The 12,046-nt window shown below is 60.8% G+C and carries 10 protein-coding genes; 9 read left to right on the top strand and 1 reads right to left on the bottom strand.

Going from position 1 to position 12,046, the window contains the following annotated elements; genetic code table 11:
• Positions 1-94 precede the first annotated feature (94 nt).
• Positions 95-1,324 (bottom strand): FtsW/RodA/SpoVE family cell cycle protein, encoded by a 1,230-nt coding sequence (locus tag ACWUI2_RS00445; RefSeq protein WP_486980892.1) that lies wholly within the window; start codon positions 1,322-1,324, stop codon positions 95-97.
• Between the two features lie 228 nt (positions 1,325-1,552).
• Between ACWUI2_RS00445 and ACWUI2_RS00440 the strand changes: the two genes are divergently transcribed.
• The 9 genes from ACWUI2_RS00440 (at position 1,553) to ACWUI2_RS00400 (ending at position 11,962) form a co-directional block, all read left to right on the top strand.
• On the top strand, positions 1,553-2,029 hold the full coding sequence (locus ACWUI2_RS00440) for a PulJ/GspJ family protein (protein WP_486980891.1): 477 nt from the start codon (positions 1,553-1,555) through the stop codon (positions 2,027-2,029).
• Positions 2,030-2,064: 35 nt separating this feature from the next.
• Complete coding sequence (locus ACWUI2_RS00435; RefSeq protein ID WP_486980890.1) at positions 2,065-2,784, top strand: pilus assembly FimT family protein; 720 nt, start codon at positions 2,065-2,067, stop codon at positions 2,782-2,784.
• Positions 2,785-2,821: 37 nt separating this feature from the next.
• Positions 2,822-3,961: a type II secretion system minor pseudopilin gene (locus ACWUI2_RS00430; RefSeq protein WP_486980889.1), complete on the top strand. Its 1,140-nt coding sequence runs from the start codon at positions 2,822-2,824 to the stop codon at positions 3,959-3,961.
• A gap of 169 nt (positions 3,962-4,130) precedes the next feature.
• A complete protein-coding gene (locus tag ACWUI2_RS00425) occupies positions 4,131-5,477 on the top strand; it encodes a hypothetical protein (RefSeq protein WP_486980888.1) in 1,347 nt (448 codons plus the stop codon).
• Positions 5,474-5,992, top strand: coding sequence for a hypothetical protein (locus ACWUI2_RS00420; RefSeq protein ID WP_486980887.1), 519 nt, complete (start codon positions 5,474-5,476; stop codon positions 5,990-5,992). The genes ACWUI2_RS00425 and ACWUI2_RS00420 overlap by 4 nt, the downstream gene beginning before the upstream one ends.
• 55 nt (positions 5,993-6,047) lie before the next feature.
• The gene (locus tag ACWUI2_RS00415; RefSeq protein WP_486980886.1) at positions 6,048-8,249 is read left to right on the top strand and encodes a secretin N-terminal domain-containing protein; all 2,202 of its coding nucleotides are present in this window, start codon (positions 6,048-6,050) and stop codon (positions 8,247-8,249) included.
• A gap of 19 nt (positions 8,250-8,268) precedes the next feature.
• Positions 8,269-8,916: a hypothetical protein gene (locus ACWUI2_RS00410; protein WP_486980885.1), complete on the top strand. Its 648-nt coding sequence runs from the start codon at positions 8,269-8,271 to the stop codon at positions 8,914-8,916.
• A 14-nt stretch (positions 8,917-8,930) separates the two neighbouring features.
• Positions 8,931-10,601: a GspE/PulE family protein gene (locus tag ACWUI2_RS00405; RefSeq protein WP_486980884.1), complete on the top strand. Its 1,671-nt coding sequence runs from the start codon at positions 8,931-8,933 to the stop codon at positions 10,599-10,601.
• Positions 10,602-10,645: 44 nt separating this feature from the next.
• Entirely contained in the window at positions 10,646-11,962 is a 1,317-nt protein-coding gene (locus ACWUI2_RS00400) for a type II secretion system F family protein (RefSeq protein ID WP_486980883.1), read from the top strand.
• Positions 11,963-12,046: the final 84 nt, after the last annotated feature.

Genomic DNA, 12,046 nt, shown 5'->3' with positions numbered 1-12,046 from the left:
GCGGATTTCTCCCTGTTGTTTCAGGGCTCCTTTCGACCGGGAGGTGCGAGCGTTCCGAATCAGCGATGTTAAAAAAGCTTTTCATGACGGAAAATCAAAAATCTTTCCGGTGTCGATACACGCTTTGCACCAGTCCTTGCAGCAAACAGCAGCTCAGTAAAAAGGAGCCTCCATAGCTTAGAAATGGAAGCGGGAGTCCCGTAATCGGCATCAGGCCGATCGTCATGCCAATGTTGACCAGAATATGAACGCTGAAGATCATAGTCACTCCCAGGGCCAGCAAGACCCCGAAGCGGTCGCGGGCGAGGCCCGCGATTCTAATGCCATTGCACAAGATCGCACCGTAAAGGACGATTACAAAACTGCTTCCCAAAAAACCTTTCTCCTCGGCGAGGACCGAGAAGATAAAATCGTTATGCGCCACGGCCCGCGGGAGGTAACCCAGTTTGGCCTGGGTGCCCTCCTGCCAGCCTTTCCCGGTCAGTCCACCGGAACCGACCGAGATCAGGGATTGGCTGAGATTCCAGCCGATCCCCATCGGGTCGACCTTTTCCGGCGCGACGAAGGAAAGGACCCGATTTCGTTGGTAATCCCGCATCGGAAGCCAGGATTTGGCTTCGAAGGCTCCCAGGCGGGCTGTCGGAGAAATTTCGTTCTCCTCCAAAAATTGATTGTAGCGGTAGATATCGACCGCGAGAAGGGATACTCCCAGGATGAACAGTCCGAAAGCCGTTGCGAAAAAGGACTTCGGAAGTTGCGAAACGTATAGGAGCGCGAAAACCATCGGTGGAATAACAAGGGCCGAGCCTAGGTCCGGTTGAAGGAAAATCAACAACATAGGAACGGAAACCACCGCGGCGACCCGGATCAGGACCTGGATCGATTGGCGGACGGTGCCGATTTTGGACCGGGCGAGGATGCTGGCGACGATGATCAGGCAGCCGAGTTTGGCCCCTTCCGACGGTTGGTAGGAGAAAAAGCGGAAGTTGAGCCAGCGGGTGGCGCCGAAGTGCGATTCGGCGAGGGGGGACCAGAGGAGCAGGAGGAGGACGATCGAACCGAGGTAGACCCAATGGGAGTGTTTGAGGAAGAATTTGTAATCGATCAGGCTGACCGCGAGGTAGGTGATTCCCCCGAGGATCAGCCAGATGATCTGCATGATATACTGCGACCGTCCGGTGTAGACCTGGGCGCTGTAGATGAAGAAAACCCCGATGATGCCGAGCAGCAGGAGGCAGGCAGGACCGATCGGGTCGAACCGGTAGCGGTCCGACTTCTGGAGGGACAGAAAACGCTGGATGCTCTCCAGACCGATGGTTCTCAAGGCGTCGATTCGCTAACCTATCGAGAAAAAAACGACCGGATGCAAGCGATCAAAGGTTAAGGAGCGCAGAAAAACATCGTCAGAAATTGCCGATTTCGGTAAATGGGACTACCGGTCTCCCGTAATTCGAAGGAACTCGTCCGGGTCTCCGGTGTTCTTCTCTCTTGATGCCGGGGAATCCATTCCTGTAAATATGCTGGTTTCCCTGACCGTCAGTCTCAAACCGTAATGCTTGACCGTAAGCCACATCGCGCCGCCTTCACCTTGGTCGAAGTCCTTTTGGCGCTCATGCTGTTCGCCCTTTCGGCGGTCGTCCTCGGGGCGGCTTATCTGAACGTGGTCAACGGCTATCAATTGGTCCGGCAGAACCAGACGGTCGAGGAGGACCTCCGGTTCATCCGGGCGATGGTTTTGCAGGAAGCCGATCGGGAAGAGTTGGAGCGGGGCGGGGAGTTGGACAGCCTTTATCTCGGCCGGGTCTCGTGGCGAACCTACATCGACCCGACGCCGACGCCGGATTTGTTCCAGGTGACGGTCGAGATCTCTTACGCGGGGACCGCCAATCAGCCGTCCCGGGATGAAACGCAGCGGTTCGTGGTCTTGCGGCCGAGTTGGTCGGAGCCGGCCGAGCGGGACCGCCTCCGGGCGGAGTTGGCCGACCGGTTCCAGGAACTGCAGGAATACCGGGAGTTTCGATCCAGATGAGGAAGGGAGCAGACTGCAGGGGAAGACCGGCTGGAATGCCGGTGTCACGTGGCACAGACATTCCTGTCTGTGGTTCCCTCTCTTGCACCCACCGCTCCCGGGGCTTCACCCTGATCGAGGTATTGCTCTCGCTGATGTTGACCGGGATCGTCCTGGTCGCGACCACCTTTTTCATCTTTTCGATGGGCGAACTCTGGGGACGGGGAGCGGAGGACCGATTGTTCGACCGGCATGCGCGCGGGGTGACCCGTTTTCTCCAGACCACGATGAGCCAGGCCATCATCTCTCAAAACCAACCGGTCGCGACGAATCCGACGGGCGCGGCGGGGGCCGGGGCGATTTACCTCTCCCAACCGCCGGGGGTGGGACGCTTTGATGAATCTTTGATCACCTTCGAATTGTTGGAAGGCCCCCCCTTTCTCGTTTGGCCGGATGTCCCTCTCCCGTCGGTGGTTTGCTACTTGAAACTGGAGCCGGGCGAAGGTCTTTTCCTGCTGTGGCACTCCCGGTTGGAGGTCGATTTCGAGGAACAACCGCCCCGCAGCACGCTCCTATCTCCTTTTGTGACCGAGATGATTTTCGATTATTACGATCCGGAAACCCGGGTTTGGAGCAGTCAGAATCAATTCGATACCGATATTCAAGGCGAACCGATTGTGCCGACCCGCCTTCGTCTGGTGTTTAATTACGAAGGGATGCGCGAAGAGATGGTGCTGACCCTCCCGCAGCGGAACTCCACGGTCGCTTTGTTTTAAACCACGAATCATCACGAAGAAGCACAAAGACGCATTCATGACGAGCCAGAGCCAACAACGTCCTCACTGCCGCAACTCCCGCGGTGTCGGACGGTTGCGCGCGCGCGACGGGTCGGTGTTGTTGCTGACGCTCTTTCTCATCGTGTTGGCGGCCTTTGCAATGTCGCGGTTCATCGAACGGGCCTATGGGGAAATCATGGCCGAAGCGATTCATGCGGAGCGCGACCGTTTGCGGTTGGAGGCGTATTCGGCGTTGGAAACGACCATCGCGGTTCTGGATAACGTCGAGCGGATGGCCGGATCCCTGCATTCGCCGGAGCAAGGATGGGGGGACCCGCTCGCCCTGGCCGGGGTAGAACTCTCCCGCGGGATCAACGTGCAGGTCCGGTTCGTGGATGAAATGGGGAAAATCTCCCTGCCGTCCGCCCGTCCCGATCAATGGCTCCGGTTGTTCGAGGTGCTCGGCTTCGATGCGATTGAGGCGCAGGATCTGACCGAGGCGTTGCTCGGTTGGATGAGCGAATCGGCGGCGGCGAGTTCGTTTTCGGCCAGCCATCTCGATTACGAGCGGGCGGAGCTTCCCTATCGGCCGCCGTATCGACCGTTGCAAAGTTTCTACGAGCTGGCGGCGATCGCCGGATTCCGGGAGCGGTTTTTCGACAACCAGGGCGTGCCGAACGACCGGTTCCATCGATTCACCTCGATGGTGTCGCTCTATCGGTTCGACGCGATCAACGTCAACGCGGTCTCGCCGGACGTGATCCGGGTCTGGTCGGACATCGGCGAGGCGGAGGCCGACCAGATCGCCTCCCACCGGGAGTTCGTGACCGGCGACCGGCCGTATTTCGCCAATCTCGCCGAAGCGGAAGCCCAGTTCGGGGTGCCGCTCGGGCAAGGCTACGGGGTGACCACCCACGCGCTGCGGGTAATTGTCACGGTGACCGACGGCATGTCGAGATTCGAGTTGTCGACCGTGGTGGCGCCGACCGGCCGGGCGGACTCTCTCCGGCCGACGGCGGACGGAGCCGGCGGCGCGGCGGAGCCGGCCACCCGCAACCGGAGGCAACCGCGGCAACGTTCCACCCGGGCCGGGACAAGTCCGGAGCAACAACAAGGGCAAAGCGTGGTCTATCCCTATACCTTCCTGGAACTGCGGGAGAACGAAACCATTTTGTAATTGAATCTTTAAAGGGACCTTTGGAAACTGGAATGAATTTGCCAATACGTAACCAATTACCAACCGCTGCTTTTCGATCCCGGAAGCCTTGCGGCACCGCCCGCCTCTCCCGGTCGTCGGCCGGGAATCCGGTATCGGCCCCGGCCATCCGTCAACCATGGGCTTGACCTTGCAATCAAACAACGCCGCCACCGACGCGCCGGTTAAGGAAACCTCGGAGGTGCTCGCGCTGCCGAGCCACCTGTTTTTCGTGCGCTCGGTCGCCCTTCCTCCCGGCATCGCCCCGGAGGAGATCCCGTCGTTCGTGGAGGTCTCGCTGGAGCAGAGTTCACCGTTCACGCTGAACCAGCTTTATTACGGGCATTATCTTCCCTCCGGTTCCGACCGGTTGCTGATGTTTGCCGCCTACCGGAAGCAGTTGGCGATTTACGAAGACGCGGAATGGGAAGCGGCGGAGCTGGTGGTCCCCGATTTTACCGCCGTTCTCGGGCTGGAGCGGAGCGGTCCGACGTTGGCCTTTCTCCGGGACGAACACGAATTGACCGCGATTTATTGGGCGGACTCCGCCACGGCGGTGCCCGACCGCGTGCTCAGCCGGACGCTGCAGAATGGCGACGACGGCGCGCCCGATCTCGATCGGGTGCGCGAGGAATTGCGCCGGAAACTCGGCGTCCAGGCATCCGGATTGAAAACGATCCTGGTGGATCGAAGCGGGGAAGGCCGTCTGCGCGATAAGACCTTGGCGTTCCAGTTGCGGGAGGAGGGAGGTAAGGAATGGACCACTTCGATCCCCCAGCCGACGACGCTCGCGATGGACATCCGGGACAAAGGATTCCTCTACGCGACCCGGAAGACTCGCCGTCAAAATCGATTCCTCTGGGCGGGGGTGCTCGCCCTGTTGGCCCTCTTCGTGGCGATGGGAATCTTCGAGGCGGCTCTTTTCGCCGGGCGGCAATTGGTCGAAGCTCGGGAAGCCCGGGTGTTGGCGCTGGAACCGGAGGTGATCCAGATCATGGAGGAAGAGCAATTGGCGAACCGGCTTGAGGAAATCAGCGGGGTGCGTTTGTTGCCCTTTGAAATGCTCGATTATTTGAACCAAACCCGGCCCCGGACGATTTATTTCACCCGGTTTTCCACCGACGGACTCCGAACCTTCGACCTCGAAGCGCTCACGCCGCGAAGCCAGGACGTGGACCGTTACCAGCGGCTTCTGGAAGAGGCGCCGGAGTTGGAGAGGGTGGAGATCCGTGGTCTGCGGACCGCCCGCGACGGCCGGACCCAGTTTGGCATTGTCGGGACCTTTAACCGGGAGATCTTGCGCCAGGGAGCGATCACCGGCCGGGAGCCCAGCCGGACCGCGGCGGCCGCGACCCAGGAAACCGAGGAGGGGCGCAACCGGAGCGCCCGCGAGGAAACAGCCCCGTTGGACGAAGAAGAAGCTCGTCCCGCCGACACCGCCCGTCCCCGGGAACCCGGCGAAGAAACTTCCCCCGCCGAAAGGGAAACCGAGATATGAAATCGTATTTTCTCGCACGCAATCTCCGCGAAAAGCTGCTGGTGCTGCTGATGTTGGTGGTGGCGCTGGTCATTTGGTTTTCCGCGTTCGCCGAGCGGACCGGAGCCCTGATGGCCGAACGCCGCAGCATCAACGCCCTCCACGACGAGTTCAGCATCTATCTCGACAACCGGGAATGGATCCGGGAACGGGCGGAAGCCGGCATCCGGAATCTGGAACCGGGCCGGACCCTCAACGCCACCCGCTTGTCGGTGGAAGCCGGGGAAATGGCCCGCAGGCATGGGTTGAATCCGTCGATCGATTCCCCCCGGACCGAGCCCGGCGATATTTTTTCCTATCACACCATCGTGATGACCGTGAACGAGGCGAACCTCGAGTCTTTGGTCAATTTCACCGAAGCCCTTCATCAGCGGGCGCCGTATATGTCGCTGGAGCAAGTGAGCATCAACGCCCGATCGAATCCGGCGCTGCTCGACGCCCGGTATCGTATCTCGGCGGTCGAATTGAACAGATAAGACAACGACTCCGCACAACCCGGTTTTAAACGTGTCAGAAATTAAAGATTTATCCGTGAAGCCACTCCAACGCATGTCGATCCAATCCGTAACCCGCCGATGGCTCCTCGCCAGCCTCCTTTTGTTGACGCCCGTCTGCCTGGTCGCCCAGGCCGAAGACCTCGCCCGTCCGGACGTGCCGTCCGAGGACATGGTCGAGCGGATCGTCTTCCGTGACGAAACCACCGACCAGGTGCTCAATTTGCTCGAGCGGTTGACCGGGCGCTCGGTGATCCGTCCCCAAGCGCTTCCATCGGCGACCTTCACCTTCAATAGCCAACGGGCGATGACTCGCGGCGAAGCGATCCTCGCCTTGCAAAGTCTTCTGACGATCAACGGCATCGGCGTCAGCCCGATGGGCGATCTCTTCCTGAAGGTCGTTCCCCTCAACCGAATCCAGTCCGAGGCTCCCGAGTTCTTGACCAAGTCGACCCTGGAACTTCCAGCCAGCGGACGGGTGGTCAGCCGGATGCTTCAGCTCGAGTTTCTCGGGATCGAAGAAATTCAGGCCCAGTTGAACCTGATGGTCACGTCGGGGAGCGGGGTGTTGATCCCGTTTCCGAAGGCGAACTCGTTGTTGGTGACCGATACCGTGAGCAACATCCAGTCGATCGAGCGCCTGCTCGCCCAAGTCGATCGACCCGCCGCGCCGCGGGTCGAAACCCGTTTTTTTCCGGTGCAGTTCGCCCGGGCCGCCGATTTGGTCAATCAAATCCAAGCCTTCTCGGGCACCGCCGGTTTCCCGGAGCTCAGCGGCCGGACCACCATCACCGCCGACGACCGGAGCAACCAAATCATCCTGATCGCCGACCGGCGCCAGATCCCGTATTTCGAGAGTCTGATCGAGCGGCTTGATGTCCAGGCGGAGTTGGTCACGCAAAACGAAGTGATCTTCCTGAAGCACGCGCAAGCCCCGGAAGTCGCTTCGCTCCTCAGCCAACTCGCGACCGGTCGCGGCGCGGCGGCGGGCGGAACCGGTGCCAGAACCCGTCAGGGAGCCGGAACTGGAGCCGGGGGCCAAACGATTTCCCGTCCCGGTCAAACCACCGGCGGACAGCAGACCGGCCAACGGCCCCAAACCGGCGCCGGTCAGCGGCAGCCTGGGGTTCCGCCGATTCCCGGCCAGACTCGCGCCCAATCGGCCGACGTCCGCGCGCTGCAGGAGGAAGGCGGCGCCCCGGCGGCCGCTCCGGAGGCCGCCCAAGGAGCGTTGGACGCCATCGCCGGGACTGTTTCCGGTTCCGACTTCAGCGAATCGCTCACCATCCTTCCGGACGAGCGGAGCAACGCCATCGTGGTTTCCGGCACCCGCCAGGACATCCAGCTGATCACCGACTTGATCGAGAAAATCGACATCATCCTCGCCCAGGTTCGGATCGAAGTTTTCATCGCGGAGGTCACCTTGAACGAAAGTGACGGATCGGGAATCGACCGTTTCGGCATCTCCTTTACCGAAGGCACCAGCCGGCTCGACTTCAACGTCGGGGGGCCGGGCTACGCGCTTTCCCGCGAAAGTCTGACTTGGGACCTCGCCTTGACCGCCGCCCGCCAGCGGAGCGACATCAAGGTCCTGTCGGTCCCGACCATCGTCACCACCCACAACCGCGAGGCGACGATTCTCGTCGGCGAGCGGCGGCCGATCATCACGGGCACCATTGCTGATGGACAGTTCTCCAGTTCGATCCGTTCGCAAATCCAATATCAGGACATCGGGATCGAACTCTACGTGCTGCCGTTGATCGGCACCGACGGAACCATCCAATTGGAGATCGAGCAGAACGTCGATGACGTGGTCGGGGAAATCACCATCGACGGAAACGAACAACCGATCATCGGGGCCCGGAAGGCGACCTCGTTTGTCAGTGTGGCTGACCGTGAAACCGTCATTCTCGGCGGTCTGCAGAGCAGCCGCCGGAGCGACTCCAGCGGACGCCTCGGGCCGTTGGCATCGGTGCCGGTCGTTGGTCGCCTTTTCAGTTTCAAGCGGGCGGAAGACGTTCGCACCGAGTTGCTCGTCTTCATCCGCCCCACGGTCCTTCCGAGCACCCGTTCGGCGCACGAAGACGCCCAGCGTCAGATCGACGGGTTGACCCGTGAACCGTATATCCGCCATCAGATGGATCCGGACGTCCACCCGCATCCTTCCGCGCCTCGGCAGACCGATGAAACCCCGGCGGCGGCGCCGCGCCGCACCGCTCGTCCGGGAGCGCGATTCTAATCGAACCATGAAAGCGAACATGAAACATCACCGATTACGGCCGTTCCGCCTCGCCTGCGTTTGCGGCGCGGTCGGGCTGGCGCTGGCGGTCGTTTCGAACGCCGCCGCGCGGGACCTGGTGGGGAACTCTCCCTTTCTCCCGCATGATTATCAACCTCCGCAGGAACGCCAACCGCGTCCCCAGCCGCCCCCACGGCCCGAGCCGCCGCGCGGTCCGCAACCACTCGACCAGATCGAGTTCCGCGGCCTCACCAAACTCGGCGGCCAATTGGCCTTCAGCCTATACGACCCGACGGAGAAGCGGAGTTTCTGGGTCGGAGTCGGCCAAAGCGAAGCCGGTTTTTCCGTGGTCGAATTCAACGAACGCGAAGACTCCGTGGTGGTCCGTCATGACGGGCGGACCCGCACCGTGGCGTTGCGCGAGTCGCAGATCCAGGCGTTGGTCGAGACGCCGCCGACGCCACGCCGGACCGGTGGCCAGGCCCCCGCCCGGACGGCCGAGAATCCGGAGGAACGGATGCAAAACCTCGCCGAAGAAATCCGCCGCCGCCGCGAAGTGCGCCGGGCGTTGATTGAAGAAGCGGAACAGCGCGACGGTGGAGGCGGCGCCCAGCAACAGATGCAGAGTCCGCAAGGAGACATGGAAATTCCTCCCTTGCCGCAATAAGAAAACGAATACGCATGCTGACCACTCAAGAAATCGACACCGTCTTTCAATCGCTGAGCGAGACGCAGCGGGAACAGTTGCTGACCGCGCCCCGCCAGGACCGCGTCCGGATGTTGTCGCAGTTCATGGTCCGGGGTGAGACCGACGTGTTGCAAAAAGTGGCGGAGGCCTCCGGGCTTCCGTTGCGCCGTCCCGACGATTTTGACGTCGCCCATCTCGCGGCGATCCCGGCCCGTTTGATGCACGAATATCAATGCGTGCCGCTCAAGGGCGAGAAAAACGGCCCCCTCCAACTGGCGACTGTCTGGCCGCCGGAGCCGGAGATGGACGAATGGATCTATGCCGCCAGCGGCCGGGAAGCGGAGTGGAGCCTCGCCTCGCCGGAAAAGATCACCAGTTTCATCACCAAACATCTCGGGGTCGGATTCGACAGCTTGGAAGACAGCGATCTCGACCTCGACACCGAGATGGCCCCCGAGATGGAGGGGAAGGAGGACGAAAACGCGGCTTTGGTCCGTTTCGTCAACGAAGTTGTTCAACAGGCGGTGCAGGATGGCGCGACCGACATCCACGTCGAGCCGCAGGAAGACGCGTTGCGGATCCGTTACCGGGTCGACGGCTTGCTGATCCCGGTTCCCGTACCCGAAAATCTGCGACAATTTCAGGACGCGATCATTTCCCGCTTGAAGATTATGGCCCGCCTGAACATTTCGGAACGGCGGCTCCCCCAAGACGGGCGCATCAATTTCAAAGTCGGCGACAACCTGCTCGACATCCGTCTCTCGACCATTCCGACGATGTATGGCGAGAGTGTCAGTTTGCGTTTGCTGAACAAAAAGGCGGAAGCGCTCACCTTCGCCCAGATCGGCTTCACCGCGGACGACGAGGAGCAAATCTCGCAGGTGTTGAAATTGCCGCACGGCATCATCCTGGTAACCGGTCCGACCGGCTCGGGAAAATCGACGTCGTTGAACGCCTTTCTCCGCCGGATTAATTCTCCGGAAAAACGGATTATCACCATCGAGGATCCGATTGAATACGAAGTCCCCGGGGTCAATCAAATGCAAGTCCGCCCGGAAATCGGACTCCGTTTCGCCGACGCTCTCCGGCACGTGCTTCGACAGGATCCGGACGTGATCATGGTCGGGGAAATCCGCGACCGCGACACCGCCGACATCGCGATCCGGGCGTCGTTGACCGGTCACTTGGTTTTCAGCACCCTCCACACCAACGACGCGCCGGGCGGGTTGACCCGTTTGATCGACATGGGTATCGAACCGTTTCTCGTCGCCTCGGCGGTCGAGATGATCATCGCCCAGCGACTGGTCCGGCGGTTGTGTCCGACCTGCCGCGAGAAGAGAGAACTTTCGCCGACCGAACTCGCCACGGCTTTGAAACATTTGCAACTCGAACCGGCCGACGGCGAAGGGGTGACCCACATGTATTCGGCGACTGGATGCGAGGAGTGCCGCGGACTCGGTTACCGGGGCCGGTTGGGGATTTTCGAAATTCTCCATGTCAACGAACGGTTGCACGACTTGATCGTGGAACGGGAATCGACCCGGGCGATCCGTCGCCGGGCGGTCGAAGGAGGCATGCGGAGCCTGCAGTATTCCGGATGGCACAAAGTCAAAAACGGGTTGACCACCTTGGAGGAAGTCCTGCGGGTAAGCGCGTCGGATTGAGTTCCGGGGAATCACCTGTAATCATTTTTCAACTACTACAGCAATTGCCGACATTCAACTACAGTGCGCGAGACTCGGCCGGGGCCGTGGTAAAGGGGAGTATTGAGGCGGCCAGCCGGAAGGACGCGATCCGCCAGGTCGCGATGCGGCGGCTTCAACCGGTATCGGTGACTGAATCCGGAGCGGTCAAGGCGGTCGCCGCCGCCCCCGCTGGAGGGAGCGCCGCCGGGGCCCGTTCGTTCACTGCGGGGCTCTTCAAGAAGTCGGCTCCGGCGGCCGAGAAGCCGGCGCCGACTCCCGGAGCCCAGCCCGGCGCGGTGCCGAACCTCGGGAGGAAGCTGCGGTTGCCGTTTTTGCGGTCTCTCTCGGAACTGGTCGGGAGCGGGATGCCGGTCGGCGACGCGGTCCGGTTGCTCAGCAGCCGGTTGAAAGACCCCCAGCAACGACTCCTCGCCCAAGCGTTGTGGGAGCGGATCAGCGGGGGGAAATCGGTTTCCGACGCGATGGGGGACATCCCGTCGGTCTTCGACCGGTCCACGGTTTTCCTGGTGGAGTCGGGGGAAGCGACCGGAAATCTGAAAGATATTTTGACCCGGTTGGTCGCCCACTTCGAGGAGCAAAAGGATTTGCAGTCGAAGATCGTCACGGCGATGGCTTACCCGATCCTGATTCTGGTGGTGGCGGTCGGGGTGGTTTTGTTCGCCGTATTTGTTTTGTTACCACGCTTGGAAACAATGCTCTCCTCGCTCGGCGGGGACTTGCCAACCTCCACCCGGGTGTTGATGGCCGGGGCGGAAATGGGGATCGCCTACGGACTGTATATTTTGGGCGGAATGGTCCTCCTCGGATTGGTCTGGTGGCAATGGCAACGAACGCCGAGCGGCGGGCTCGCCTGGGATCGCTTTATCTTGAAGGTTCCGGTGATCGGCCGATTCCTGCGGACTGCCGACGTGTTGCAGATCAGCCAGACCATGGGGGTGTTGTTGGAGAACGGCGTCACCACCGTCGAGACCCTGCGGATGACGCAGAACGTGATCAACAACAAGGCCATCCGGAGCTCCTTCGGGGAGGCCCGGCAAAAAGTGACGGAAGGAAAAAGCATCTCCAACGCCCTTCAAGGAACCGGGCATTTGCCGCAACTCGTCCTCGACATGTTGTCAGTCGGGGAGAACACCGGAAACATCGTCTTCAGTTTGAAGCAGGTCGGGGTTTTGTATCAGAAAGATCTGTCGCGGCAGCTGGAAGCCTTCATCGGGATTCTGTCGGTGGGGGTCTTGCTGGTGGTCTTTTCCTTCGTCGGATTCATCGCCTTCGCCATCATCTCGGCCGTTTTCCAGATGAGCGCTAATTTCAGTTTCTGAGCGGTGGAGGAGATGAATTTTCAACCACTTATAATCACTAATCGGCACTAATCAGACAGAGCTTGGGAATGGTTTTACAGATTC

It is taken from the genome of Verruconatronum alginivorum, assembly GCF_056590205.1.
This window is presented reverse-complemented; position numbering and strand designations above follow the sequence as displayed.

What these genes read in the sequence shown, in the direction of transcription:
- ACWUI2_RS00440 (WP_486980891.1), top strand. Translation starts at nt 1,553, where the DNA reads ATGCTTGACCGTAAGCCACATCGCGCCGCCTTCACCTTGGTCGAAGTC.
- ACWUI2_RS00435 (WP_486980890.1), top strand. Translation starts at nt 2,065, where the DNA reads ATGCCGGTGTCACGTGGCACAGACATTCCTGTCTGTGGTTCCCTCTCT.
- ACWUI2_RS00430 (WP_486980889.1), top strand. Translation starts at nt 2,822, where the DNA reads ATGACGAGCCAGAGCCAACAACGTCCTCACTGCCGCAACTCCCGCGGT.
- ACWUI2_RS00420 (WP_486980887.1), top strand. Translation starts at nt 5,474, where the DNA reads ATGAAATCGTATTTTCTCGCACGCAATCTCCGCGAAAAGCTGCTGGTG.
- ACWUI2_RS00410 (WP_486980885.1), top strand. Translation starts at nt 8,269, where the DNA reads ATGAAACATCACCGATTACGGCCGTTCCGCCTCGCCTGCGTTTGCGGC.
- ACWUI2_RS00405 (WP_486980884.1), top strand. Translation starts at nt 8,931, where the DNA reads ATGCTGACCACTCAAGAAATCGACACCGTCTTTCAATCGCTGAGCGAG.